Source organism: Vibrio sp. B7, assembly GCF_963888765.1.
In the GTDB taxonomy this organism is placed as follows: Bacteria; Pseudomonadota; Gammaproteobacteria; order Enterobacterales; family Vibrionaceae; genus Vibrio; species Vibrio anguillarum.
Map to the genome: position 1 here is coordinate 179805 of NZ_CAWPKR010000036.1, position 25620 is coordinate 205424.

Consider the following 25620-nt stretch of genomic DNA (forward strand, 5'->3'; position numbering starts at 1 on the left):
AATGACTGCTTATATTTTCCGCCGATTGCTGCTCGTTGTGCCCACGCTGTGGGCGATTATTACCATTAATTTTTTTATCATCCAAATTGCCCCCGGAGGCCCAGTTGAGCAAGCGATTGCACAAATGGAAGGGCATGGTGACGGAATTATGGAGCGATTTACTGGAGGCGGCCAAGAGGTGGATATGTCGCTGTCGGTTAACACTGGAGGATATAAAGGTTCCCGAGGTTTAGATCCCGAGGTAGTCGAAGCGATAAAAAAACAGTTTGGTTTCGATAAGCCTCTTCATGTCCGTTATTTTGAAATGCTAAAAAATTACGCAACCTTTAATTTTGGTGACAGCTTATTCAAAGGGGGCAATGTTATTGATTTGATCACTGAGCGTTTACCCGTTTCGATCTCTTTAGGGCTGTGGAGTACGCTGATCATCTACCTTATCTCCATTCCTCTCGGTATTTTAAAAGCCATTCACCACGGTTCAAGGTTTGATGTATGGTCAAGCGCGGTGGTCATTATAGGTTACGCCATTCCTGGCTTCTTATTTGCGATCATTTTGATCATTATTTTTGCCAGCGGAAATTATTTCAGTTGGTTCCCACTGCGTGGTTTAGTATCAAATAATTTTGCTGATCTGACTTGGTATCAACAAATTGGCAACTATTTTTGGCATTTGGCTTTGCCCATCTTTGCAATGGTGATCGGCGGGTTTGCCACTTTGAGTATGCTAACGAAAAACTCATTTCTTGATGAGATCAACAAACAGTATGTGGTGACGGCTCGAGCAAAAGGACTGGATGAAGGACGTATTCTTTATCAGCACGTTTTTCGTAATGCGATGCTGATTATTATTGCCGGTTTTCCGAGTGCTTTTATCAGCATATTTTTCACCGGTTCGATGCTGATTGAAGTGATGTTTTCACTGGAAGGTATAGGGCTACTTGGTTTTGAATCGACCATTCAACGGGATTATCCTGTAGTGTTTAGTTCTTTATACATCATGACGTTACTTGGATTAGTCCTCAGCATCATTTCCGATTTGACCTATATTTGGGTTGATCCTCGAATCGACTTTGAGGCTCGTTCATGATGGTAAAAAAAAGGCTGTCCAACCCATTAAACGTATTGCGCTGGCACGGTTTTAAGTCCAATCGGCGCGGTTTTTATTCACTATGGTTGTTTACGCTTTTATTTGTGGTGAGCCTATTTGCTGAGCTGATTGCAAATGATAAACCCCTTTTGGTTGAGTACGATCAGCAGTGGTTTTTCCCCACCTTTCAACAATATGCAGAAACTCGTTTTGGTGGTGAGTTTGAAACCGAAGCGGATTATACCGATCCTTACGTCATCGATCTGATTGAACAAAAAGGCTTTATTGTTTGGCCATTGATCCCATTTAGTTACGACACCATCAACTTTAATATCAATAATGCAGTGCCGTCAGCACCAGATTCAGTGAACTGGCTTGGTACTGATGATAAAGGGCGCGATGTGCTGGCTCGTATTATTTACGGGTTTCGTATTTCGGTTTTGTTTGGCTTTGTATTAACACTCGTCTCGTCAGTGATAGGCGTTATCGTTGGTGCCACTCAAGGTTATTATGGCGGTTGGCTTGATTTACTTGGGCAACGTTTTATTGAAGTTTGGTCAGGGATGCCAACGCTTTTTCTGCTGATCATTTTATCGAGTTTCGTCGAACCGAATTTTTGGTGGTTGCTTGGTATTATGGTGCTTTTTAGTTGGATGAGTTTAGTGGGCGTGGTGAGAGCGGAGTTTTTACGCTGTCGTAATTTTGATTATGTGCGGGCTGCGCAAGCGATGGGTGTGAGTGATCGCCGCATTATGCTTCGCCACATGCTACCTAACGCGATGGTGGCTTCTTTAACCATGATGCCCTTTATTCTTTCAGGCTCAGTTACGACTTTAACATCCTTAGATTTTCTCGGTTTTGGCTTGCCAGTCGGCTCGCCCTCTTTGGGCGAATTATTGGCGCAAGGGAAAGCCAATTTACAAGCTCCATGGTTAGGTATTTCAGCATTTGTGGTGCTCTCGTTAATGCTGACATTATTGGTCTTTATCGGCGAAGCGGTACGCGATGCTTTTGACCCGCATTCGACAGGGAGAAGATGATGAGTAAAACCGTACTCTCTATCCAAAATCTTTCGGTCGGGTTTGGTCAAAAAGACAATGTTGAACCTGTGATTAAAGCAGTGTCACTTTCTCTCTCCGCAGGGGAAACCTTAGCTCTGGTGGGGGAAAGTGGTTCTGGTAAATCAGTGACGGCGAATGCCATTTTGAAGTTGTTACCGAAAAGTGCTGCCCACTATTTGCAAGGGGAGATCTTTTTTGATGGTATCAATACGTTGAACTGTAGCGAGAGGCAATTAAGAGGTATACGAGGTGGGCGGATTGGTATGATTTTCCAAGAGCCAATGGTCTCACTCAACCCTCTGCACAAAGTTGGTAAACAGTTAATCGAAGTTGTGGAGATTCATCGAGGACTAAAAAGCAGCAAAGCACGTCAGTTGGCCATTGCATGGTTAGAAAAAGTGGGTATTCGATCGCCAGAAATTAAGATTAATGCTTATCCACATGAACTTTCTGGGGGAGAACGCCAGCGAGTCATGATTGCGATGGCTTTGATCAATGAGCCTGAATTACTGATTGCTGATGAGCCGACCACTGCGCTTGATGTTTCTGTGCAGGCGCAAATATTAGATCTACTTAAAAACCTGCAACAAGAACTGGGTATGGCCATGTTGTTCATTACTCATGATCTCAGTATTGTTAAGCGTATCGCTGATCGCGTTGCAGTGATGCAAAATGGGCAAGTGATCGAGGTCAATGATGCCAAAACGCTGTTCTCATCACCCTCTCACTCTTATACCAAAAAATTGATTGAATCCGATCCTCGAGGTTTGCCCGTTGACGTAAACCCTGACAACCCAATTCTAGTGCAGCTTCAGCATCTCAAAGTCTGGTTTCCCATCACTGGCGGCTTATTCAAGCGCACGGTCTCGCATATTAAAGCTGTCACCGACATGCAGTTTAAGCTTAAAAGAGGACATTCATTAGGAATTGTTGGCGAGAGCGGTTCGGGTAAATCGACCACTGGTATGGCGATACTAAAATTAGTCCATTCGGAAGGCTCGATTTGTTACGACAATAATGAGCTGCAAGGGTTAGATAGGAAAGCTATGTTACCTTATCGCAGCAAGATGCAAGTCGTTTTTCAAGATCCATTTTCAGCACTGAATCCGAGAATGTCGGTGGCGCAGATTATTGGTGAAGGGTTAGAGGTTCATAGCCGTTATGATCGACAAACTGTTGAACGAATGATTTGTGATGTGATGCGAGAAGTTGAACTCGACCCGGCCACTCGATACCGTTATCCCAATGAGTTTTCTGGTGGGCAACGACAACGTATCGCGATTGCTCGGGCATTGGTGCTTAAACCTGAGTTCATTTTACTTGATGAACCAACTTCTTCTTTAGATCGTACGATTCAAGCGCAAGTGTTGGATTTGCTTAAATCGCTGCAACAAAAATATGGGTTAACGTACTTGTTCATTAGCCATGATTTACATGTGGTGAAATCATTATGCCATTACACTATGGTGATGAAACAGGGTGAAGTCGTTGAGCAAGGGGAAACGCAACAGCTGTTTCTCAATCCTCAGCACCCTTATACCCAAGAGCTTATTTCCTTTTCTTATTAAACATCACGCTATGTCATACAGTTAAATAACGTGATGTTGTCGCTAGGAAAACAGTGAGTGAATATTGAAAGTAGCGGTAAAGTTGGGGCGCTATCGCGAATGTAAAGAATATCGCGATTAAATGGCCATCTTAATGGCTGGTACTATCGCTTCCGGCATGGCTAAAAAATAGCCTTGAAACATATCAATATCGAGTTTTTGCATTGCTTCGAGTTGCGCTTGGGTTTCGATGCCTTCTACAACGGTATTGGAACCATTCTGTTTCGCAAGGGTAATGCCATCCATAAGTGGGTCACAATCACCTTGCATATATTTGAGTAATAAGCTTCGATCAAATTTGATGATATCAGGCGTCACCAAATTAACCCGTTGTGGTGTTGAGGCTTGAGTACCAAAATCATCAATGGCAATTTTAAAACCATTTGCAGCCAGACTTTGCGTTGCGCATTGCAGCTTGCTTTCATTTTCTGAATCGATTTCAATCAATTCCATGACCAGTTGATTATGTTCTATATGCAGTTCTTTGAGGCGATCGCATAGCAATGCTTTGTTGATGTCGCTGATGGCAAACAATTCACCCGCGACAGGCAGTAAATTTAGAAATAATTGGCATTGACGATATTCGGAAAGGGCATAGTTTCGGATGTGGATAACTCGGCTGAGTCTTTCTACGTTAAGTTTGTCGATGGGATTAATAGTGTCGGAATGGAAAAAACAATCGGGGCGAATGGTCGTGCTGCCATTGGCGGTTATTCTCACTAGGGCTTCAACGCCCACAATACGGTTATCCCGCGAGAATATCGGCTGGAAAACGCTTCGCAGCACAAGATGCTGGTAATGAGCAATAAACTGGCCATCGGAATCCAGAGACATGCATTTTGAAAACTGAGTTTTGTTAGTTAAAAGCATACAATTTTCGACATCCTAATCATTAATTTTTGCTTGAAGCATCCGAGCGCCAATATGCCATGCTATATTATTGACTCACCTTGACCTTTGTCAATTGTACCTTTGGCTAAGATGAAAATTTGTGGGTTGTCAAAACAGCGTCACAAATATTGAATTATTTAGTGAATGTGATGTGGCAGGTTCAATTGATTGAGTGTGTGCTAGCCCAATGAAGAGGGTAATATAAAATCTAGAACTTGGAAGAAAATGAGGGCGGTTTGTTTACGTTACGCCCATTGTAATACGGCATATAATTGAATGTACTTTCGGACTAGTTGCTGGTTTTTAGAGCGTTTTAAAGGATGGCTAAATTTAATATAACAAGGGCTAATTTGAAAACGGTTCTCTAAAGATTGAGTTAGCAATGAGTCACTTTCATACAGTGTGATACCTTGTGCGAGGTATTGATCTATTTCATCGGGTAATTGCCCTGTCCACCAATGAAGTAACTCGCGACTTTTTTGGCTACGACTGATCCAGTGATCGGTCAGTAATAACAGTAAATCATTCGGTTGAATCGCGTAAGCGTACTCATATTTCCACTGCGCAATGTCTTGCATCAACTTTTCTCGACAGGTTTTACCTGCACTGACCATATGGTGAGTCAGGATCCATACCGTTCCGGCATCACTGCTCACTCTGTAATGGTGTGGCATGTCTCGCTGAGGGATTGATTCAATAACAGAATAGTGGCATGGGTGCCCAAATTCACTGAGTGTACGAGCCAACCTGCGAGCAAAAGCCAGTCCTAAGTGATGTTCACTCATTCCTTGGTTGTGTATGGTGGGGTAGTGCTTTTCACAAAGTTTTAGGCAGTCAGCTTGAAATTCGTTGACGCTTTGCGTGAGTATGTCCAGTAACAATTCGTATTTTCTCCGATACCTTTGAAACCTTGCCTTGCTTGGCTTGGTGGCTTTAATTCAATGAGTTAAAAAACATCAAACTGCAAATATCCGCATATATTCGCACATATAAATAAAATGCGCCGCCATTTTGTCGCCACTTTTTGGCGGCGGTTAGTCGCCATTTTTGTTGCGTAGCATGGCTATTGGGCTTTTGTTTACTGCCTCTTCTAAGTGGTCAGGTGATAGGTGCGAATAGCGCATGGTTAACTTAATATCACTGTGACCTAAGATGCGTTGTAACGTAATAATATTGCCTCGGTTCATCATGAAGTATGAAGCATAAGTGTGGCGAAGAACGTGCGCGGCTTGGCGGTTTAGCCTTGGCACTTGAGCTGCAATGAAGCGTTGAACCGTGGCATAGCTGATACTGAATAAGGGGCCATGGTCGCCAGTGTAAATCAGTTCAAACTCTTCCTTGCCGATCGGAACTGTTCTATTTTTCTTGCCCTTTGTTTGCGTAAACGTCACCGTGTGCTTTTTAATCGCATCACCATTATTATGGAATGCGTCATAGCTATTGATTTGTGAACCCGTTAAGCGCGCTACTTCTCTGAACCTGCCGCCAGTTGCTAAACATAACTTAATGAACTTGTGTAAGTCAGGGTGTGAATGGTTTTCTGCTGCTGCAATCAAACTTTGAATTTCATCAATCGATAAAAAATCCATTTCAGTTTCATGCAGCTTGAACTGTCGAACATTTGCCAGCGGGTTTTCACCTTTCCATTCCCCCATACTTTGCAGTTCACTGATCATAGAATTGAAAATGGCTTGTTCGTGATTGCATGTACTAAATGAAACCGCTGTTTTCTTGCCATTTAAATCCGCAACTTCCCCGGCAATGCGTTTACTGCGGTATTCAGTAAACATATTCGCGGTTAGTTTAGAATAAAATGGGTCACCCAAACCATTGCAGATAACCATCAAGCGGTTATAGGTTTGCTTGGCGTTCGCCAATGATTGGCCGTGGCGTTCTTGCCACAAATCAATCATATCTAACAAACTGCGGCGGTCAGCTTTTCCACCCATCCACGGCTTATCATCCACTTCGCGCATCACAAAGTTTTCATAAGCATTCGCTTCACCTTTAGTGGCGAAGCGTTTACGAACGCGTTTACCATTGCGGCCTTGTGGGTAGCACTCACAAAGCCAAGGTTTTTTGCTGCCGTCTTTTAAGTTGCGAACTGACATTATGTGAATCGTTAATTGCTTGGCATGGTTGTTAAGTTCACATACTGATCGCCTGAAATAGAAAATTGAATATCTTTCAATTCAAAGTAGTCTTTCAAGGTTTTGTTGTTCACTAGTTTTAGCGTTGTTTTAAGTACCGCTGTTTGTGTCTTTTCATCTAGAGATTCAACCGTAATTTGAGCAATTGTCGGATGTTTAGATGATTGAGTGAAATATGCGCCTTTCCAATAGCAACTAGAACTGAGTTCGCCAGAGCTTTTTTGAGAAAGCGTAGCGGAATAGCCCTCGCGGACATTGTTTCTAAATAGAGTAACTTCACAAAAGTTATCTCCATCCTGTTTTATGGCTACTGATACAGCAGGCTGATTTTTTAACGTATAAGGAAAATTAGTCGCAGTAGTAGCGTTTACCTTAAAGTCAGGTGTGGAATTGTTATCGCCGCATCCAAATAAAAACGCCGAAGATAGTAATAAGATAAATTTGTATTGCATGTAGAACCCCTAGCAAATAAGCGAAAGCCAAGCTTTTTCAGTGACAATATGTGTTTTAAAACCAGTGCGGCGATTATTAATTACTGATTCAATTTTTCTGCCGTGACTAGTGTGAATCCAGTCTCTGCTTGCCATAGAACCAATAACAAGAATATCCAAATCTCTATTGACACCAGAGCAGACTAATACACCGTTAGTTTTAGCTTGGCTTTCGATATGTTTTCTATTGCCAGAAAAAAACTTACCAGTAAAACAAACACGTAAGCCATTAACCGATTCAAGCTCAATATCATCAGAAAAGTAATCTGTAGCGAAACATTCAGCACAGCCAGAATCAGTAAATTGTTGACCGCAGATAGATTTAAACATGACTAGCAATTCTTGCTTTTCTTGATCGTCAATGATGCCATCTTCAAGTACCTGAATTAAACGCTCATGAATGACATCGCCGGGCCAAGAAGATATAACATCATCATTCGATTCAATCAGTCGTTTGAGGGCTAATATTTCCTTATCATTGAGAGTGTCGTCAGCCGTTAAGCCTTGTAAGAAGCCAAGAAGTTGATTAATCATTCCGTCAGTTTGCAAGCCATCCTTGAAACCATAAGTCAGAACATCATTAATCAAATTGTGTAGGTCTTCTAATTCATCAGGTTCAATGACACCGTCTTCTAATATATCCTCAATTAAATCTCTTAAATCGAGAAAGTCACCATCGTTTTTAATAGGGGAGTCGGTGCGCAGCCAAGTATCTAAGAAAAGTACTTCAGTACTATTTAAAACCCTATCGGCACTAACGCCTGAAAGAATTCCTTGAAGCGCTTTCAATGCTTTTTCTTTATTGCGTTTATTGTTAAAGCCAAAAAATCTGGGTTGACCATGTTCGTCCAATAAGTGTGAGTCCGTCATATATTCACCTAGCCAAGTTAATAATTAGTTTTTCTTTAATGTCACGGCTACGCGGCCAATGACTTTTATATCTTCCTCTGCCACTTCTACGGTGGCATTGCCGAACACAACGGCGAGTTTATTAGGAAGCCTTTGAATATGGTTGATCGACATTCGGCCATTCATATCAATTAGGTATTCACCACTTACCGCATCATTCTGATTTTTATCTACAAGAAAGCGGCCATCGTTCGTTTCGATTTCTATCGTGGTTAACGAATCAAGGTTCCAACTGTTGAAGATGCGCACCGCATAGGGGATTTCGCCTGTATCCAAAAGCTGACCATTTGAAAGGCAAAAGCTTTTTAGAATCACAGTTGAATGCTGCGGGTTTAAAAAAGAGGAACTGCTTGGAATGCTATAGCTTGCGCGTAAATCACCAACCGCACCAAGTTCGCTTGTGTCGTCTGAACTCAAAGCAAGTTCTTTAATCGGTATTCCAAGTTTCAAATGAAGTCTAACCATGAGCTCATGTGAGGTCCGGTCGTGTTTGCTCCATGTGCTAAACGTAGATTTAGGTACGTTGAGAATATCCGCAAGTTCCTGATGAGATCTACAGTTTAAAACGTCCTTCAGCTTCTCAACGAATTCATTACCCTTCAAATATTCGTATGGAAGAATTGGTTTTTTTGCGTCCATATAGCCCTGTCTTTTTGAATCTGATCACAAATAAATTCAAATTGTTCTGTTTTGAGTTTGATTTGAACTCAATCGTGATCAATAATCCTTGTGTGTTCAACATTAAAGCGCCGTTTCTCGCAAAGAACCGCTCTAATTCAACCGTTAAGGATATCACCATGGCAAGCGTACAGATAGCAGTTGATGCTGCATACGTCACAAAAGCAGAGTTTCTACGCCGCACAGGCATTAAACCACGCACTTTCGATAAGTTGTTGTCTGACGGCGACATCCCTATCCGCGAAAAACAAGGCACCCAACGTTTAGTGTTGGTCAACATGGTTAAGTGGGCTGAAGAAGCCGCGCTACAACAGGTTTAACCATGCGCCTTTCTTCCCTTGTACCCACTAAAACCCACTGCCCGAAATGGCTACACGTGTTCGCACTTGTCGTCATTTTCGTGCCGCCGTTCTTCGCTTAGGAGATTGTCGAACATGGACGCAAACACAACCATGTGCGAATTACGTGAACGCAAACAGCAATCTTACAACGCTGTTTGTTGTGATTTCGCCGTTAACCACAACATGGAATCGCTCGCCAAACGCATTGGCATAAAAAGCGGAACCATGTTGCGGAACAAGCTCAACCCAGAGCAACCGCACGTACTCAACCCTGTAGAACTGGCTTTGCTGTGCAAAGAGTCGGGTGATTACAGCATCCTAAACACCTTGCTGGGTGATTTGGGCGTGGTAACGGCATCGGTACCCGTGGAAGAACAAGCGAAAAGCCTTGTTGAACGCATCCTTGAACACTCGAACCTTACGGGCCAACTTTCTGGCAGCGTGTTAGCACTTAGCCACGAACACCGCTACCCGCGCAGCCAAAAACGCAAAACCTTAGCCACCGCCCAAGCGGCGCTTGGCAACCTCGTTTTGTTGATATCCGATTTAGAAAAACGCACCACAGGCGTATCACCTTTGCTCAGCATGGGTGTTGATTTCGTGATGAACGGTGCAGCCATCCCCGGCTTAGCATAGGAGAAACCACCATGTCAGTTGCAATCCAAAACTTTGAAACCGCATGTCACCAACCTTGCCCGGACATGCCGCACCACAGCCTGAACGCTACGCAAAAGCAAAAGGGGCTAGCTTGCCTACAGCGCGTTCGTGGAGAGCTGCGCGAAAAACTGCTTGAACCATTACGCAAAAAACGCGCAGAGCTGATCGAAAAAGCCAACAGCGAAGACACAACGCAAATGAAGCGATCGCTCATCGCGCAAGAAATCAACCGCCTAGATATGAAAGCGCAGCGCATTTTAGACCGTTGGTCGTAACCCAGTTTTAAACGAAATACCCAAGCCTAGCCAAGGCGTCTTTGCCCTCTCGATTTCTTCGGATTGAGGGAGGGCTTTTTTTACATCGATAAGCGTAGGAGCTTTGAAAATGAGTGAATTAGAGCAAGCGATTGAAGTACGCAAAGAAATTAAAGCGTTACTTGAACAAACGAAGTTAATTCAAGAAATCACCCTAACTGAAAACCGCAAAATTGCGTTTGCAATGTCTAGTTTAGTACCAAAGGTTCTCTGGCCAAATCACAGCGCAAGCTATGAAATGAGTGTTGAGGAAGAGGAAAGAATACACGATTTAATAGGCAGGTTAGAAACGGCGGGTCTTAAAATGCCTGAGGCGGTATATCACCGTGGAAACCTAATCGGCTTTTATGATCGCAGTGCTGAAAATATGGCTGAGAACACGCTGAACGCAATGAAAAACCGCGATATCTACGATGTTATCCACGCCATCAACGTACTGGCTATGGCGAATACGGATGTGATCCAAGTGTTTACTGCTTTTGATGGCAGTTCGAACTCGTTCGATGTTTCTGCGTTTGATGTTAGTACAGTCTGGAGTGATAAAGAGTCGAAAAAAGAAAGGCTATTAGATGAACACGTCTTTTTAAACATCGAACCTAACCCACTTAAAAAACTCCTTTACATCGAAAGCCAATTAACTGAACTCATCATAGAAGCGCGTGAAGCCTCTGAAGCAAAAGCTGAGGTGGGAGCATGAGCAAGATAACCGTATCCAAGCCAGTGAAGCAGTTATTAGACGATGTGAAAAACGCACGTCAAAAACGCCAAGAGCTAACCGATCAGCATTCAGAAGCTATGCGAGAAGAAAGCGCCGTATTAGGTGAATTATCTAATCTATTGCATTCAAAAGCCTCCAAGTCTGATGAGTTTGCAGATTTGTTTTTTTCTGAAGCGGGTGTTTTGTACGAAGGTCTTTCTTTCATTTTTGATGACGAAGGTGGACTGATTGTTACAGACGGGCCTTTCGTTGTGGAGGCCGAATAATGGCTAACATCATCACGGTTCACAAAGAAGAACTGGAAGTGATCTTGCGTCATGAAGGGTTCACTACTCGCAAAATAGAACAGTTCTTTCGTGTGTTTAACGTTATCGAATCAAGCCAAGGGCCAATGCTCGAACTTGATTCAACGCGCGCCATGCTCGTTAGCGTTAACGGCACAAAACAAGGCTTATGCCTTGAAGACTTCATCACCGCTTGGTGGTGCTTTTGGATTGTTGTTTTCAACCAATCCACAGACAGCGATATGTCACACCAAGCCCTAGGCGCAATCCGCGCCCTTTTCTTTGTTTCCGCCTGCAACCGCAGCACAAGCCAACACGCATCAATGCAAATGTGGTGGCGCGACTGCGAACCCATCCACGGCCACCCAACCTTAGAGGCAATGTGATATGAGCAAATGTAACTGTTTTGACGAGAATCTAGAAAGAATTAAAGAGCGAGTAATCGCACAACTGCCTGATGGCGCAACGGATTTAAAAGTAGCGTGGGAAGGGTATTCGTTTTTCTTTTCGGGTGATCGTGTTCCGGTAAATCCACAAATCAATATCGAATATCGACAGATGAAAAAGGATAAAACCCCAGCCAAAAACCTCACGAAAGATTCAGTAAGAATGCTTTGTTCTTACTGTCCTTTTTGTGGTCGTGAGTTGGAGAATAGCTGATATGAGCAACCAAGCCACGCACTGTATTTGCCGTCACTGCCACCGCGTCGTTAATGACCTGCTTGTTGAAAAAGACAAGCACGGTTTCAACGTTTGTGTGGTTTGTCGTCAATTATCGAAGGAACAGAAAAAATGAGCTCAACAAACGGAAAAGTGGAGCCTAGTGAATTGTATCCAACACCGACAGAGGTGGTTGACGCATTACTAGCAAAGTTAACCCTTCGTGAAACCGATACGTTTCTAGAGCCATGTTATGGGACAGGGGCGATCTTCGAAAAGGTTGATTTACCACTATCACAAAAATCATACGCAGAAATAGAAATGGGCGTTGATTACCTAACCACTGATTTCGGTAAGCAAGATGTGATCATCACTAATCCACCATTTTCACTGACAGAAGAGTTTATTCGCAAAAGCTTAAGTGAGTTAGCACCGAACGGAACAATGGCATACCTACAGCGCGTTAACTTTTTGGGTTCAATAAAAAGGGTTCCGTTTTGGGCTGAAGTGGGGTTCCCAAATAAAACGCCAATCATTATCCCAAGACCACGCTTTGTTAGGGGGCGTTCAGATTCCTGCGAATACTCATGGTTCATTTGGGATTACGGAAACCGTTTCAACATTCCGCAAGCTTTAAGTCACATCATTTCGGGGGAAGTATGAAAGAAACCCTATGCCCACACTGCCCATCGGTGATCAAAGAAAGCGACACCACCTGCCCAAGCTGCGGCATGCCAGTTAATCAAAAGCGTGAGGAGGCAGCATGACCAAAATTACATCTCCAATAATGCGCTATCACGGCGCTAAATTCCGCCTTGCTCCTTGGGTTATTTCTCACTTCCCTAAGCATAAGTGCTATGTAGAACCTTTCGGTGGAGCTGCAGGAGTTTTAATTCAGAAGCCGCAGTCATATGCCGAGGTGTATAACGATCTCGATGATGATGTAGTTAATCTGTTCAAGGTTCTTCGCTGCCCAGAACAAAACCTGCAGCTAAGAGAGTTATGTGCATTGACTCCATATTCTCGAAAGGATTTTGAGTTGGCATTCGAGCCGTGTGATGAGCCATTAGAAAAAGCGCGCCGGATGGTTGTCCGTGCAACTATGGGCTTCGGCTCTGCTGCAGCGACAGGTGGTACTACTGGGTTCAGAACTGATACTAAGCGTCAATACGCCACTGCAATGCATTTATGGCAAAGATATCCAGACAATCTCTCATTAGTGTGCAAGAGACTTCAATCGGTGCTTGTCGAGCATAAGCCAGCTATCGAGGTCATGAGGAAGCATGACGGTGAAGAAACTCTTCAATATCTCGATCCGCCATATGTGCCAGAAAGCAGAGTCAAAGGCAATCGATATTACCAGCATGAAATGACCGCTCAAGATCACGAATCATTATTGAAATCGACTCTTGAGCTTAAAGGAATGGTCATCATTTCAGGTTATGACTCTGAGCTTTATAACGATTATCTGGCCAGTTGGCGAAAAGAAGAAAAGAGCGCTCGAATTTCTGCTGGTCGCGGAACTGGTAAGCGTGTCGAATGCTTATGGATTTCGCCATCGTGTCAACAAGCACTGAATGACGAGATACCATTTTGACCACCACCTACGCCACCAAAAAAAGCAGGCGCGATCACGAAAAAGGGTTAACCCAAAGTGAGCGCCTGATTTCTTGGTATCAAGACGTTGATGTCGACGAACTTCGCGCACTTGAAATAAGCGAATATGAACAAGAAAGAGCAAACCAACTCTTTCTTGAATGGTCGCGCAACAAAAACGCCCCGGCACAATCCATTCATATCGCGCAGCCGCTTAGCTTCAACAAAGAGCCAGAAAACCTCAGCGTTATCGAGCGCAAACTCTACGAAGCCAACAAGCAAGATTTTGAATGGTACAGAAGCTACTTTGCTGACCTGCCAGATTATTTAACCAAATACTTCGTTAACCGCTACCTTGCCATCTTCAAAAAAGAGGGCAACCGCGAAGCTAACACCTTCCTACGTGAAAAGATGGAACCCGCACGAGCGCGCGTTCGCTTAGTGCTGGCCCAATACAGCCAACTGCCCACCACACACAAAATCACTTTGCTCAGTGAAGAAAACGACCTTGAGCAAAGCGATTTTCAACAGCCGCAACCAAAGCAAATCGGCTTTGATTTTGACCGTATCGAACAAAACGCCAAGCCAAGCAAAGAGCGCATCATTGCAGAGCTTGAGCGTGACGAGCTCAAAGACATGGCATTCAAGCTTTCCTGCATCATCAACAAAAAGAAAAGCGTGATCATGGAACAGCATCAACAAGAAACGGGTGAAGAAGTGGACGCCGCATTAATCATCGTTTACGAACTGCTTGCCCAGTTCGTGCGATCGCTTGGCATTAAGCCAGCGCGCAAATACAAGAAGCAAACTCCACTATCAGCCACGACCGACATTCTAAAAATGAGCGATGAAAAGTGGATACTCAATCGCTTAGTGCGTGTGCGTAAAATCATGCGTGAACACCTTGCCATTGCTATGGGGCAAGTGTCTAAACGTGCATCGGCTTACTGCTCGTGGGATTGTCTGCGCGAACACAAAGAGCAAAAAGAGAAGAATTGGGAATTCATCAAAAACGGCATGCTGTTTGAAGAAGAAACAGGCGAAGAAGCCGAACTCATGGGCATGGTACTAAAAAGCATTTCTAACCCTGCCATTCTGCGCCATGAATTGATGGCGCGCTGCCGTGGCTATGAAGACATCGGTAACTTGCTCAACCTGCAAGGCATGTTCCTTACGCTCACCGCGCCGGGCAAATACCACAACAATTATCAAAACGGTGGTTTTATTAGCCACTGGAACGGTGCAAGCCCAAAGCAAACCCAAGACTACTTAAACAACGTATGGCAACGCATTCGCGCAAAACTTGGGCGTGAGGAAATTCGTTGGTTTGGCCTGCGCGTGGCCGAGCCACACCATGACGGCACACCGCACTGGCATTTGTTGTTGTGGGTAAGGCCGCAAGACGCGCTAAGAGTTTCCGACATCTTCATTCGTTATGCAGTAAAAGCCGAAGCGATGGAGCTATTCGACAAAGCCGAGCTTTATTACCCGGTTAACTACAGCGCGCAAAGCTACGTGCTGTCGTATCAAGAAAGAATCGAAAAGGCCAACCGCTTCAAGGTGCCGACCAAACTTTATGCCAAGCATTACCCATGCGCGCTGGCTGACCTGCGCCCAGAAATTGAAATACCCGAGCAAGTCAAAGTGGCGACGATGCAAAACCAAGTCACGTCACTGAACATCAATTACAAAGCCCGTTGTGATGTGAAATTCATCGACCCAAGCCAAGGCACAGCCACAGGCTATATCGCCAAATACATTGCTAAAAATATTGATGGTTACGCAATGGATGATCTCGTTTCAGATGAAACGGGCAAAAGCGTGAAAGACATGGCGAAAAACGTCTGTGCGTGGAAATCACGCTGGGCTATTCGCCAGTTCCAGTTCTTCGGCGGTGCGCCAGTGACGACTTACCGCGAGCTGCGCCGCTACGCCAATTTAGATAAATCCAGCTTTATGGATTACCTGACTCAGCTATCGCGTGACGAAATGTTAGAGATCTACAAAGAAATGGAGCGCAAGCCAAACAAGAAGTTTGTCGGCCCGCCCATTCCAGATGCTCTATTGAAAGATAAAAAGCGTTTTGATGCAAAGCGCCTGTTCGTGATGCTAAGCGAAAACTATCAACCGAGTTTAGAGAACCAAAACGGCAGCGCCGTAGCTGCCATGGAAGCCGCCGACAAAGGGGATTTTCAAGGTTACATCATGGGCCAAGGTGGCCCGTTTGTGCCGCGCAAAGACTTAACAGTGAAGAACGTTTATTTAGAGTTGCCGTTTGCCTCACCACATGGCGAAACCGTGCGCAAGCTAGAAGGGTTCGACGCTTCCGGCGTGATGGTAAAAACCCGCGTTAAGAATTGGACTATCACCAAAAAGCCCACCACTAAAACTCGCATTGAAAAAGAGTATGAAGTTTTCAAACCAACTGAGAACCCAAACACGTGGAAAATCAGCCGCAAACGCCTGAAGCCAAATGAGACAAACCAAGCTGAAGCGGGGGCTCTTGCTCTTTCTGGCGGCTCTGCCGCCTCTCGGAGTTCTGTCAATAACTGTACGCGGCCCCAAAGCGAACAGGTTAATAGTGATCACGATATAGAGTTAAGCCCGTTAGTTGAATATGAAATAAGTCGGTTAATAAATGAGCATGATTTAACCGAAAGTTTCAGGCAAAACCTGTTGAAAGGGCGCTGGTTAAGGGTAACGGAAGAGAAAAGCGTCAAGCTGCACATTGGCGATGGCGAAAGACGGCCTGACCAAATTGTATACCGCAATGAATTTAAGCCTGATTTGAGTTGGCTAGGCGAGAAAGCCGAGCCAGAGCCGGAAGTTATTCAACTGACGGAAGATGATGATTACCCACAACCGGATTTATCTATCTTTGCCCACGACGTTCCTGCCGCAACAAGCTGGAGTGAGTACAAAGAAATGATAGAAGACTGGCCATTAGCGTAGGAGCTTAAAAATATGAAACAAAACCATGAAATAGACCAAGAAACCGTTGATGTGGTTTCAAGTCAGTTAGAAGAAAAGTTTGAAGCGTTCGCCGCGAGTGCAGAGCTAAGCGATTTCGAAAAATTATTGGTATTAAAAAACCTCACTTCACGGATAGAAAACAGCATGGCCGTAAAAATGCAAGCCGCGGCGATGTTCAGTGTATTAACCAAAATAGGGAAATAACCATGCAACTAACCACCGGAAAAACATACCACGCACATCAAGCGGCTTATTCATTTGAAGACCTAGACGGTGAAACCGTCACGTTCGACGAAGTGAACTTCAGCTTTACCGTGTTAGAAAAGCCAAAGAAAGTAGTCGCCAATGATGGCGCAACAAAAAAAGTCATCAAACTACCCAAACACCTAGCCGAGCCCAAATGGCATTGGGTACTCAATGAAAACAAAAACATTCAGCACTGGCTCAATGTTGAAGTTTATGAAGTGGAAGAGGTGATGTGATGGAAAAATCAATGAAGAGCCTAGTTAACGCGATGGAATTCATCGTGACTTTCTTTGTCAGTATCGGAGAAGATGAAAAATTACATGTAATACTAGATAAAGAGAACTTGCCATTCGTCGATGTCTGGGTATTAAAAAATATGTTTAGTGAGTACTCAGGAATCAATTTAAGAGGGTTGAGTAGTTGTTGTAAGAGAATTGATTTCCGTTCAACAGAAGGGCAAATGACAGCGGGTTATAGCGGTCATTCAATTGTTATCACGTCCGGTGATATGAGTAATAGAGCAAGAAGCATATCTATGAGTTTTTCGTTGCATAAAAGATGGAGTTTGTACATTGCAGATTTGAGCAATGTTGAGTCAGTGAAGTGCCTGCGTGAGTCGGTCAAGTAACAACCCAAAACCCACCGCTCGGTGGGTTTTATCACACACTCAGCTTATCCAGTTCCTTACTTATCGCGCCAACCAAGCTCAACAGCTGATCACGAATCTCAGCAGGTAATGACCGAATCATTGCCTGCTCATCACTTGAATAACCTTCATACAAAGAAAGATGAGAAAGCGGAATATTCAGCGCATCACATAGCCGCCGAATCTGCACAATATCCACAACCCGTTCACCTTGCTCAAGGCGTTGAAGCATACGGTAATCAATACCCGAAAGGCGGCTTAAAACACGCTGCGTTTTGCGCTGTCTCAGTCGTTCTTGAATAAAAAACAACATGATAGGGTCAATTTGGCGGGTTTGTTTTGGCATAAAATCCCCTGCGTAATCGCCACATATGGCGGTTATGTACGGTATAAATGCCAACTAAGGTTAGGTTGAAATGAACGTTGAAGCAGATCGCAATACCAAAGCATTAGAATATTTATAGTTCGCCCCGGCTAGATACAAATCGCCATGTTCAGTATAGGCGATAAATCACATAAATAAATTTGTTACTAAAAAAGTACTGTATTAATATACAGTATATCACGTCAGGTTGGAGGCTAAATGGCTGAACTAGAAACCATTAGTGCTGCAAAGATAACGCAGAAAAAAAGCATACATCTTGCAGCATTAGAATTAGTGATCGACGCTATGTCGGTAAGCGAAGCAACGGAAGCAACAAAAAAAGCAGGAGCCTATTTAACAGGCTTAATCATCGCCGACAGCAAAGGAACCATCACACCAGAAAAGCTAACGGCCATCACCAGTATTATGGAGATGGCCGCAGAATCACAAAGCCCAGTGTTTAAAGTGTAATAGCAAAAAGCTACAACATAGAAAGTTGCTGCTTGAGTTCTTGCCGCTGTTCCGGTGGCAAGGCTTTCATCAAAGTAAACGCAAGTTGGCTTGTTGTCTTAGCAGAAGGGCTAAGCGTGTGGCTGTAGGAAAGGTTCATAACAAAAGAATGGCCGCATTCCGGGTCACTGCATGAACAATATAAATCCGCATGGCTATCGGTGATTCTATTCGACTTGTGGATACGGCTTTTACATCCGCACTCTGGGCATATTACGCGCATAAACAAAAACCTAGCTAATTGACTGACTCAGTAATAATACGTCAATAAGCTGTGTTTTTGTACAGTTTCCGCAAGAGTGTTATGTGAGCATTAATAATTCTGAATATCTGGCTCAAAATGTTGCTTGATTGCCTTGGCGATCTCCAAGTCGCACACGAACGGGCCAGCCTCTTCGCCTTCCATCGCTTTAATCGTCTGCTCAACACTAAGCCGCTGAGCAATAAAACCATGCTCAGAAGCGAAGGTTTTCAAAAAAGGCGTATCGCGGTTAGTGAAAACACAAAGACGATAACCCGCAACATCAATCGCATCAGGGAAAAGAGGCTGAGCAAATTGATGCCAACTCGCATCAGTTAAATACGCATAAATCTGATAAAGCATTAGACGTTCCTCCACATCGCATCCGTGTGATTTATTATCATCGCGCTTATCGAGCCAACCGATGGCACTTGAACCGCTTGGTTTTTTTGGTTGAACTCAATCAAGTTCGTTAAAGTGCCACCAATAGAAACCTTAAAGTGATCGAGGGTTCCTGAAGAGTACGAAGAAGTTGTCCAAGCTCGCATCAAGCGATCGAAAACAACTTGTTGAGTTGAGTTGCTTCGGCTTGATTTTGATTCGCCGTCAATGACTATGGACAAAACATTATTAACTCTGCGCAAAGCGTAAGTTTGAGTTTTGGAAGCGTCAAAGTCGGATGTTGACCAAGTGATAGCATAAGAACCCGCATAAGATTGAATGCCTTCTCCACCTGGTAAAGTTCGATAGAAGTTATCGATCGTCGGCCCAGAAAAAATAGATTGATAAGAATTATTCGAAAGGCCACTCATTTTAACTTCAATATAAAAATCAACGTTCGACGGAATAACAATAGCTTCGCTCAACTGAACATATTGCGCTAAACCATCAAAAAACGGGGCGAACCTTGGCTTTAAATACAAGCTCTCATCAAAAGGGAAACCACGCAAACCAGAAGATGCGCCAACCGCAGTGATCACCTCATCATCAGGAAAATCACGCATTAGTAACGCTCCACAATAAACGTAATCTCATCCGCGCCCGTAATTTCACCCGCCGCAATTACGCCAACGTGGGAAGCAAGGCCACCCCAACGTGGTTTCTCATAAGCTGCGGGAAAGCATTGTGCTAAATCAACTTCACCGCTGGGAATGGCTTCATCAACACCACCAAGCCGAGCCGTAACAACCACGCCGCCAGTGGCCGCAACAGGTACGCCGTTTAGCTTGGGAACCAAAAATACACGGCCATTGCTGCCATGCTGACAAAAAATATATTTCTTTTCCGTCAGTTCAGTGATCGGGATAGTTGTCTCAAACGCTTTAGATAAGCCATGAGAAACCACCCGAGATTGACCATTAGAAGAATTAACCAAGTTCATTACACTATCTCCGTTCATTGCTAAAAATTAAGCCGCGTCGTAACCAATCGTTAAATCAAAATTCAAGTGCAAATGCTTGTACTTGCTGATTTCTGGGTGCTCGTTTACCGCCTTCATAAACAGCTTACAAACGGGTACCACTTCGCATTTATCGTAAACCGTGCTCACCTTCATTGGGTCAGGCACATTTGCGCCCACTTGTGTTGTCATGCCGCCTTGTCCGTTGGGAAAGCGATTGCCAATAAAAATATCCTGCGCAGTAATATTCTTGATGCGCTCAAACTCATCTTTAGTCGCAATGTCACCGACAGGAATCAACTGAATGCCTTTCTCTTTACCATTGGGGATGTTCACATACATGCTGCGAAAGTTACCGGGGCCGCGTGAATTACGCATCGCATCTTTAATCGCTTGTTCATCATCTGCGCTTAAGTTCGGGTCAGTCGAATAGAAGATATAACCCATGTGTGCGCCGTTCTTGTAGTACGCGCGCCTAAACATCGTTGCGTCTTTATTCAATAAACTGCTTTGCAAGCTGCCTAGGTAATCCGGTAAACCATAAACTTGCTGCTGTGGGTCGTATTGACTAATGAAAATAACATCTTCCGCGCGATAGTCTTTAAACTCGTAGTCGCGTAACAACTGCACAAAGTCGCCGTTCTTGCGCTTGCGCATGTGCATCATGGGTAACGGGTGCAAACCAATCGGCTGTTTAAAGCCATTGCGTAAAATCAAAAAGGCACACATACCAAAACCGAAGTAATCCCAACATGCCCGATTCATTAAGTGATCGGCAATATTGCCGCCACTGATAAGCCGTGCAGAAACATAATTGGCGCGCGCTTTCAAAATAGAACCTTGATAAGCGTTAGCATTCGCAATGTCAGCCAAGCCCTTTAAAGAAATGGGCGGCTCCCAATAGTTGTCGCCATCGTTGTACATCAGCTCACAATATTGAGTCATCCAATTGCTGCTATCGACAGATTCAGGAATAGCGGAAAACTCAACCATGGAAGACTTTTCGCCGTCTTCTTTATTGATTACGTGGTGTGTCGTGTTTTGTTCGGTCATGCTGCCATCTGCCATGTCGATTTAGTGGGGTTGTTGTAATCAAGCGGCTCGTTCACCAACGCATGCGAAAGCGCCCAGAAGTCATCCGCATGGCCAACCAGTTCACTTCGGTCGGCTTTGAACGTCATCATATTGCCGCTATTAGTCGACATGCGCTTAATCGCCATGAAAGCCATTGCCGTTTCTTTATATTCGGCATCAAACTGCAAACGCTCACCGTCAATTACATCAATCATTTTCATTACAAGGCGGTTTTTGTTTTCATTGGAATAATGAATCGCCACCGCCTCGCGTGGGTGCTTTTTATGCAGCAGGTCATAAACCCCTGCACCAATGCCCGTTACATCAATACCTAAATAAGTAACGTTGTAACGCTTAAACACTTTGCTTATTTCGCTCGCTTGGTGTTGAAAGCTCAAGCCGCGCCAAGAATGTTTCTCAAGCACACGGAACTTTTCACCTTCCAAAATCGGCGGTGCAACCACCATCAACACAGCATTATCGCGTGACCGAGAAGGGTCATAGCCTAGCCACACCTCGCGGTTGCCAAATGGTCGCGCCTTGCGTGGGTCGAAGTCCTGCCAGTGCGCCACATCCACCATGCATTTGGTGATCTTGTTGAACTGGAAGATAGAACTTGCACCGTCAACGAACACGCACATAAACAAGTTATCGAAGTCGGTTTCGCTGTACTCTTCGCGCAGTTCATCAATATCAAACAGCTCACAGCCGCCGTTCGCCGCATCCACAATCGTAACCACATAGCGCCATTGCCTATCTGGGCATAAACGGCCACCGTCGCGGTACTCTTCAAACGTGGGGAATTCAATATTCTTGCGGGTATCTTTGCCACCGCGCCATTTATCACCCGTCCAAAACGGGTAGGCTTGGTGCATTTTGGTCGAAGGGGTAGAAAAGTACGTCTTACGCCATTTCTTATGAGTCGCCATCGCCGAAGCAACTTTATTCAACTCATCAAACTTGCCTATCCAGAAATATTCATCAACGTACACATGGCCGTGGTAACTCTGCGCTGTTTTGCCATTAGTAGAAAGGAAATGCAGTTCAGCACCATTCGATAGGGTGATCGGGTTGCCGGATAACTCCAGGTCTAAAAACTCTTTCGCTATCGCAATAATGTAGCGCCGGAACACTTCCGCTTGAGCGCGAGAAGCCGAAAGGAATATTTGATTATCGCCAGTGAGAATCGCGTTTTCTAACGCTTCACCGCTAAAGTAATAAGTAGCACCAATCTGGCGAGATTTAAGAATATTACGAATACGCTGATGCAAGTTTTCACGCATCACAATTTGATATTTAAACAGCGAATCATGCCAAAGCTTGAAGCATTCTTCCGTTAGTTCGCTAACATCATTCTTCTGTTTCTTACCACGCTTTTCAGGAAGTTTGCCATTGTGGCCAGAACCTTTACCACTATTGCCGTGCGAATGGCCGTTTTGTTTACCACGGCTAGAATCGGGCTTACCACTTTCATTATTTAACGGTTGATCACCTTGCTGCTTTTCAAGTGCGCGCTGTTTCTTCAGCTTCGCATGGTGGCCGATAAGCCTATCCAGCATATCAAGCTGGTTCTTGGTGGGCTCTTGAAGTTCAAGCAGCGTTTGAATACGGTTTGAAATAGCTTCATCAACCGTTTGTTCGCGCAACATATCGCGCCAACCGAATTTATCAGCCCAATAATAAACAATTCGTTCATTACCTAGCTTCAATTCAGTAGCGATTTCGCTTGGCGTCCAAGCCTTTAAATAAAGGGCTCGGGCGGCTTGTCGTATTTCAGGGGAGTATGCCATGCCCGAATAATACGCCGCCAAAACCCCATGATTCGCCTACCAAAATTCCTCGAAATTCCAGTTTTGCTCATATCCGAATTCACCCGAACTAAACAAGCTGAAAGCACGAAATCAAAGGCGTATGTTTGCCACAAATCGAAGTAATAACGCAAAAACGGGTACCAATAACTATGCCAAAAACCAGTGATTGGGTTGTCATCGCCACCGAAGGCAGCACCATAGACGGCCGCAAAATTACCAAGCCATGGATAAACGACATGGCCGCGCTGTATTCAAAAGACGAATACACCGCACTTGTTTGGCCTGAACACTGGCGTAGTTCATGGGCTCCGTTTGAAGGTAAGAACTGGGGCGTAGTTGAAGAACTAAAAGCCGAAGTGTTAGACGACAAATTACGCCTATTCGCCAAAATTACCGCCAACCAGTACCTGCTTGATGCAAACAAAGAAGGGCAAAAGCTCTTTACCTCGATAGAACCAGATCCCGATTACAAGGGCGAGGGGCGGTGTTATTTAATGGGCCTAGCTGCGACTGACTCCCCAGCATCCACAGGTACAACGCAACTCAAATTCTCACGCCGCAAAGGTGAAGAAACCGCCTTACAAGCGGACGCTTTAGAAGAAATCGACCTAAGCGGTTTTTACACAAATCAACCGCATGACTTTTCTAAATTCTTCGCCATGTGCAAAAACTTTTTCCAATCTGGCGCAAGCTCGCCAGAGCAAACACCAGAACCGGAACAAGGGGACACAGAAGTGACCGACGAACTAAAAGCCTTGCTGAAAGAATATTTTAGCAATCTAAAAATAGAAATTGGCAATGAGATTGAAACCAAATTCTCTGCGCTAAAACTGCAACCGAAAGAGCCAGAAACACCAGAAGAACAAGACCCGATGAAGCTATTCAGCGCAGAGCTGACCAAGCAACTAAAACCGCTTGGTGATCTCACTGAAAAATTCAACGGCTTTGATCAGAAATTCGGTGAACTGGAAACCAAATTCAACGCGTTATCTGGTGAAACGGGTGGCCAACGTCCGGCAGAAGAAGGCGCAGGCGACCTAACAGTGGAGGCATTGTAATAATGAGCCTAAGTAATCAAGCCGTTAAATTCTTACAGCTATATAGCTTTGCCGTTGCTAAAGCTGCCGCTGTCGAAGGTGTGGACGTAACCAATAAATTCTCTATTGCGCCACCTATCGAAACCAAGCTACGTCAAGCGATTATGGAATCAGATTCATTCTTGAAAATGATCTCCATGCTGTCGGTAGACCAAATTCAAGGCCAAGTCGTTGATGTCGGCACAGGCAAACTACTGACTGGTCGTAAAAAAGGTGAACGCTTCCGAGCTGCGTTAGGCATCGGTGGCAACACTTACCAGCTAGCAGAAACCGACTCGTGCGCAACCATTACGTGGGAACTACTCACCCAGTGGGCGAACTCCGGCAACGTGGGCGAGTTCACCAAGCTAATGAACGCCGCCATGACGCGTAACGTCGCGTTAGACGTATTAAAAATTGGCTTCAACGGCACTTCAATTGCCGAAACTACCGACCCAGAAGCAAACCCACTCGGCCAAGATGTCAACAAAGGTTGGCTAAAACTCGCAAAAGAGAAAAAAGCCGAGCAAGTACTTGCCTCTGCCATTCTCGACCCAACCGGAGCCACTGCAGGTTCTTACAAAAACTTGGATGCACTAGCGAACGACTTAAAACGCAACGTGATCCACGAAGTGCATCAATCATCACCTGATTTGGTCGTCATTGTGGGTACCGACTTAGTGACGTTCGAACAGCACCGCTTACTACAAGCGGCTGATAAACCGACCGAGCACAAAGCCGCCCAGCAGTTGGCGAAATCAATCGCAGGTATGACAGCGTACACGCCGCCATTCTTCCCAGCCGATGCAATGTGGGTAACAAGCTTGAAAAACCTGCAAGTGCTTACGCAAAAAGGCACCCAGTGGCGCAAAGCGAAGAACGAAGAAGACCGCAAGCAATTCGAAAACTCCTACTTACGCATGGAAGGTTATGCCGTGGGTGATTTAGATAAGTTCGCGGCTATCGAATCGGTCACTATCGCCGAAGCACCCGCAGCCTAGAAAGGTGATTGAACATGGTTAGCCCACTTAAACAGCAGCGCGATGCACTGTTAAAAGCCAAGCAAACCAACCACGCAGTGGCGCACGATGCCACTGCAAGTTTGGACAGCTTACACCTTCGCTTAATCGAATTTGAGCAAGACAAAAAAGCCCTAAAAAGCTTTGTTCAAATCGCGCAGAAGGTAAACCACAAACGCGAAGTGCTTATTCCCAAATACAAGCCAGTGGCAGAAGCGTACTTGGAAGCAGGCGAACGCTATCAAAACCCAATCTTCACCGACTTGATCGTGTGGTTAGTCGATACCAGTGATTTTGATACCGCTTTGGCATGGGTTGAAAAAGCCATTGAGCGAGAACTGCCAACGCCGGAAAACTTCAAGTGCACATGGCCTACGTTCATTGCTCGTGAAGTGTTGGAGTGGGCAACCAACCAACAATCATTTTGCAACTCAGTAGACCCATATTTCAGCACCGTATTTGAAAAGCTTTGGAAAGAAGAGTGGGTAATACCTGAAAAGCTCTATGCAGAATGGCTCAAGTTCGCAGGTTACGGGTTGCTGCTTAACAGCAAAGGCGAACCGCAACCAAGCCAAGTCGGCACCATTGAACAACTTGAAAAAGCCAAAGCGCTGTTGCTGAAAGCACACGAAGTGCACAGCAAGTGCGGAGTGAAAACCAAAATAGGCCAAATTGACATGCGCATTCGTGCCATTCAAGACGGCAAGCTTTAAAGACTCCTACGCCGCCGCGCCTCGGCTGGCGAGGTTGCAATAACCTTTGTGGTTCATTGTTAACCGTCGACCCAGTGGCTAGAGGCGCACTTATTTGAAAAGGG

34 protein-coding genes are annotated in these 25620 nt (G+C 44.7%); 21 read left to right on the plus strand and 13 right to left on the minus strand.

What is annotated here, in order from left to right; all coding sequences use genetic code 11:
• The first annotated feature begins 1 nt into the window (after window position 1).
• From AACV32_RS13150 to AACV32_RS13160, 3 genes are read left to right on the plus strand one after another with little or no spacing between them, the layout of a single operon-like run.
• Entirely contained in the window at window positions 2–1087 is a 1086-nt protein-coding gene (locus AACV32_RS13150) for a microcin C ABC transporter permease YejB (RefSeq protein ID WP_017049590.1), read from the plus strand.
• Window positions 1084–2127, plus strand: a complete 1044-nt coding sequence (locus AACV32_RS13155; RefSeq protein ID WP_017046433.1) for an ABC transporter permease — start codon at window positions 1084–1086, stop codon at window positions 2125–2127. The genes AACV32_RS13150 and AACV32_RS13155 overlap by 4 nt, the downstream gene beginning before the upstream one ends.
• The gene (locus AACV32_RS13160; RefSeq protein ID WP_013867856.1) at window positions 2124–3716 is read left to right on the plus strand and encodes an ABC transporter ATP-binding protein; all 1593 of its coding nucleotides are present in this window, start codon (window positions 2124–2126) and stop codon (window positions 3714–3716) included. Before AACV32_RS13155 ends, AACV32_RS13160 begins: the two co-directional genes overlap by 4 nt.
• A 117-nt stretch (window positions 3717–3833) precedes the next feature.
• Here the strand turns inward: AACV32_RS13160 and AACV32_RS13165 are convergent, their stop codons facing one another.
• From AACV32_RS13165 to AACV32_RS13190, 6 genes are all read right to left on the minus strand, one after another.
• Window positions 3834–4625 (minus strand): EAL domain-containing protein, encoded by a 792-nt coding sequence (locus tag AACV32_RS13165; RefSeq protein ID WP_013867855.1) that lies wholly within the window; start codon window positions 4623–4625, stop codon window positions 3834–3836.
• A 266-nt stretch (window positions 4626–4891) separates the two neighbouring features.
• The gene (locus AACV32_RS13170; RefSeq protein WP_026029124.1) at window positions 4892–5527 is read right to left on the minus strand and encodes a hypothetical protein; all 636 of its coding nucleotides are present in this window, start codon (window positions 5525–5527) and stop codon (window positions 4892–4894) included.
• Window positions 5528–5680: 153 nt separating this feature from the next.
• Window positions 5681–6757 carry a phage integrase gene (locus tag AACV32_RS13175; protein WP_170895231.1) on the minus strand — a complete coding sequence of 359 codons (1077 nt, stop codon included), beginning with the start codon at window positions 6755–6757 and terminating at the stop codon, window positions 5681–5683.
• Between the two features lie 11 nt (window positions 6758–6768).
• Window positions 6769–7248, minus strand: coding sequence for a hypothetical protein (locus AACV32_RS13180; protein ID WP_170895232.1), 480 nt, complete (start codon window positions 7246–7248; stop codon window positions 6769–6771).
• Between the two features lie 9 nt (window positions 7249–7257).
• Entirely contained in the window at window positions 7258–8157 is a 900-nt protein-coding gene (locus AACV32_RS13185; protein WP_094151804.1) for an NAD-dependent DNA ligase, read from the minus strand.
• 24 nt (window positions 8158–8181) lie between these two features.
• Entirely contained in the window at window positions 8182–8835 is a 654-nt protein-coding gene (locus AACV32_RS13190) for a phage repressor protein CI (RefSeq protein WP_170895233.1), read from the minus strand.
• A gap of 158 nt (window positions 8836–8993) precedes the next feature.
• Between AACV32_RS13190 and AACV32_RS13195 the strand changes: the two genes are divergently transcribed.
• The 14 genes from AACV32_RS13195 to AACV32_RS13260 all read left to right on the plus strand — a co-directional run bounded on the left by AACV32_RS13195 (window position 8994) and on the right by AACV32_RS13260 (window position 17291).
• Entirely contained in the window at window positions 8994–9194 is a 201-nt protein-coding gene (locus AACV32_RS13195; protein ID WP_094149797.1) for a Rha family transcriptional regulator, read from the plus strand.
• A 114-nt stretch (window positions 9195–9308) separates the two neighbouring features.
• Window positions 9309–9851: a phage regulatory CII family protein gene (locus AACV32_RS13200; protein ID WP_170895234.1), complete on the plus strand. Its 543-nt coding sequence runs from the start codon at window positions 9309–9311 to the stop codon at window positions 9849–9851.
• 11 nt (window positions 9852–9862) lie between these two features.
• Complete coding sequence (locus AACV32_RS13205; protein WP_170895235.1) at window positions 9863–10147, plus strand: hypothetical protein; 285 nt, start codon at window positions 9863–9865, stop codon at window positions 10145–10147.
• Between the two features lie 109 nt (window positions 10148–10256).
• Window positions 10257–10883, plus strand: a complete 627-nt coding sequence (locus tag AACV32_RS13210) for a hypothetical protein (protein WP_170895236.1) — start codon at window positions 10257–10259, stop codon at window positions 10881–10883.
• Window positions 10880–11170 carry a hypothetical protein gene (locus tag AACV32_RS13215; RefSeq protein ID WP_170895237.1) on the plus strand — a complete coding sequence of 97 codons (291 nt, stop codon included), beginning with the start codon at window positions 10880–10882 and terminating at the stop codon, window positions 11168–11170. The genes AACV32_RS13210 and AACV32_RS13215 overlap by 4 nt, the downstream gene beginning before the upstream one ends.
• A complete protein-coding gene (locus AACV32_RS13220) occupies window positions 11170–11574 on the plus strand; it encodes a hypothetical protein (protein WP_170895238.1) in 405 nt (134 codons plus the stop codon). Before AACV32_RS13215 ends, AACV32_RS13220 begins: the two co-directional genes overlap by 1 nt.
• A gap of 1 nt (window position 11575) precedes the next feature.
• Window positions 11576–11848, plus strand: a complete 273-nt coding sequence (locus tag AACV32_RS13225) for a hypothetical protein (protein ID WP_170895239.1) — start codon at window positions 11576–11578, stop codon at window positions 11846–11848.
• Between the two features lies 1 nt (window position 11849).
• Window positions 11850–11984: a hypothetical protein gene (locus tag AACV32_RS13230; RefSeq protein ID WP_272870180.1), complete on the plus strand. Its 135-nt coding sequence runs from the start codon at window positions 11850–11852 to the stop codon at window positions 11982–11984.
• Entirely contained in the window at window positions 11981–12511 is a 531-nt protein-coding gene (locus tag AACV32_RS13235) for a DNA methyltransferase (RefSeq protein WP_170895240.1), read from the plus strand. Before AACV32_RS13230 ends, AACV32_RS13235 begins: the two co-directional genes overlap by 4 nt.
• A gap of 100 nt (window positions 12512–12611) precedes the next feature.
• A complete protein-coding gene (locus AACV32_RS13240; RefSeq protein ID WP_170895241.1) occupies window positions 12612–13445 on the plus strand; it encodes a DNA adenine methylase in 834 nt (277 codons plus the stop codon).
• The gene (locus AACV32_RS13245) at window positions 13442–16396 is read left to right on the plus strand and encodes a replication endonuclease (RefSeq protein WP_170895242.1); all 2955 of its coding nucleotides are present in this window, start codon (window positions 13442–13444) and stop codon (window positions 16394–16396) included. Before AACV32_RS13240 ends, AACV32_RS13245 begins: the two co-directional genes overlap by 4 nt.
• A 12-nt stretch (window positions 16397–16408) precedes the next feature.
• On the plus strand, window positions 16409–16621 hold the full coding sequence (locus AACV32_RS13250; protein WP_094149793.1) for a hypothetical protein: 213 nt from the start codon (window positions 16409–16411) through the stop codon (window positions 16619–16621).
• A 2-nt stretch (window positions 16622–16623) separates the two neighbouring features.
• The gene (locus AACV32_RS13255) at window positions 16624–16899 is read left to right on the plus strand and encodes a hypothetical protein (protein ID WP_170895243.1); all 276 of its coding nucleotides are present in this window, start codon (window positions 16624–16626) and stop codon (window positions 16897–16899) included.
• Window positions 16899–17291 carry a hypothetical protein gene (locus tag AACV32_RS13260; protein ID WP_170895244.1) on the plus strand — a complete coding sequence of 131 codons (393 nt, stop codon included), beginning with the start codon at window positions 16899–16901 and terminating at the stop codon, window positions 17289–17291. Before AACV32_RS13255 ends, AACV32_RS13260 begins: the two co-directional genes overlap by 1 nt.
• 31 nt (window positions 17292–17322) lie before the next feature.
• On the opposite strand, the gene AACV32_RS13265 is transcribed toward AACV32_RS13260, so the two are convergent.
• The gene (locus tag AACV32_RS13265) at window positions 17323–17655 is read right to left on the minus strand and encodes a helix-turn-helix domain-containing protein (RefSeq protein WP_170895245.1); all 333 of its coding nucleotides are present in this window, start codon (window positions 17653–17655) and stop codon (window positions 17323–17325) included.
• A gap of 237 nt (window positions 17656–17892) precedes the next feature.
• On the opposite strand from AACV32_RS13265, the gene AACV32_RS13270 reads away from it, so the two are divergent.
• The gene (locus AACV32_RS13270) at window positions 17893–18144 is read left to right on the plus strand and encodes a hypothetical protein (protein WP_094150697.1); all 252 of its coding nucleotides are present in this window, start codon (window positions 17893–17895) and stop codon (window positions 18142–18144) included.
• A gap of 10 nt (window positions 18145–18154) precedes the next feature.
• Here the strand turns inward: AACV32_RS13270 and AACV32_RS13275 are convergent, their stop codons facing one another.
• The 6 genes from AACV32_RS13275 to AACV32_RS13300 all read right to left on the minus strand — a co-directional run bounded on the left by AACV32_RS13275 (window position 18155) and on the right by AACV32_RS13300 (window position 22687).
• Window positions 18155–18406 carry an ogr/Delta-like zinc finger family protein gene (locus AACV32_RS13275; RefSeq protein WP_094150695.1) on the minus strand — a complete coding sequence of 84 codons (252 nt, stop codon included), beginning with the start codon at window positions 18404–18406 and terminating at the stop codon, window positions 18155–18157.
• Window positions 18407–18496: 90 nt separating this feature from the next.
• Window positions 18497–18787 carry a hypothetical protein gene (locus AACV32_RS13280; protein WP_170895246.1) on the minus strand — a complete coding sequence of 97 codons (291 nt, stop codon included), beginning with the start codon at window positions 18785–18787 and terminating at the stop codon, window positions 18497–18499.
• Complete coding sequence (locus AACV32_RS13285) at window positions 18787–19404, minus strand: hypothetical protein (protein WP_170895247.1); 618 nt, start codon at window positions 19402–19404, stop codon at window positions 18787–18789. The genes AACV32_RS13280 and AACV32_RS13285 overlap by 1 nt, the downstream gene beginning before the upstream one ends.
• Before the next feature lie 23 nt (window positions 19405–19427).
• Window positions 19428–19805 (minus strand): hypothetical protein, encoded by a 378-nt coding sequence (locus AACV32_RS13290; protein ID WP_148636128.1) that lies wholly within the window; start codon window positions 19803–19805, stop codon window positions 19428–19430.
• Window positions 19806–19832: 27 nt separating this feature from the next.
• Complete coding sequence (locus AACV32_RS13295) at window positions 19833–20876, minus strand: phage portal protein (protein ID WP_249339495.1); 1044 nt, start codon at window positions 20874–20876, stop codon at window positions 19833–19835.
• Window positions 20873–22687 carry a terminase large subunit domain-containing protein gene (locus AACV32_RS13300; RefSeq protein ID WP_170895249.1) on the minus strand — a complete coding sequence of 605 codons (1815 nt, stop codon included), beginning with the start codon at window positions 22685–22687 and terminating at the stop codon, window positions 20873–20875. Before AACV32_RS13300 ends, AACV32_RS13295 begins: the two co-directional genes overlap by 4 nt.
• A gap of 170 nt (window positions 22688–22857) precedes the next feature.
• Here AACV32_RS13300 and AACV32_RS13305 point away from each other — a divergent pair, with 170 nt between their 5' ends.
• Genes AACV32_RS13305 through gpM form a run of 3 tightly spaced genes read left to right on the plus strand, consistent with a single transcriptional unit; the run spans window position 22858 to window position 25516 of the window.
• Complete coding sequence (locus AACV32_RS13305; protein ID WP_170895250.1) at window positions 22858–23766, plus strand: GPO family capsid scaffolding protein; 909 nt, start codon at window positions 22858–22860, stop codon at window positions 23764–23766.
• 2 nt (window positions 23767–23768) lie between these two features.
• Window positions 23769–24785: a phage major capsid protein, P2 family gene (locus tag AACV32_RS13310; protein ID WP_170895251.1), complete on the plus strand. Its 1017-nt coding sequence runs from the start codon at window positions 23769–23771 to the stop codon at window positions 24783–24785.
• A gap of 14 nt (window positions 24786–24799) precedes the next feature.
• Window positions 24800–25516, plus strand: a complete 717-nt coding sequence (gpM, locus tag AACV32_RS13315; RefSeq protein WP_170895252.1) for a phage terminase small subunit — start codon at window positions 24800–24802, stop codon at window positions 25514–25516.
• The last annotated feature ends 104 nt before the right edge of the window (window positions 25517–25620 follow it).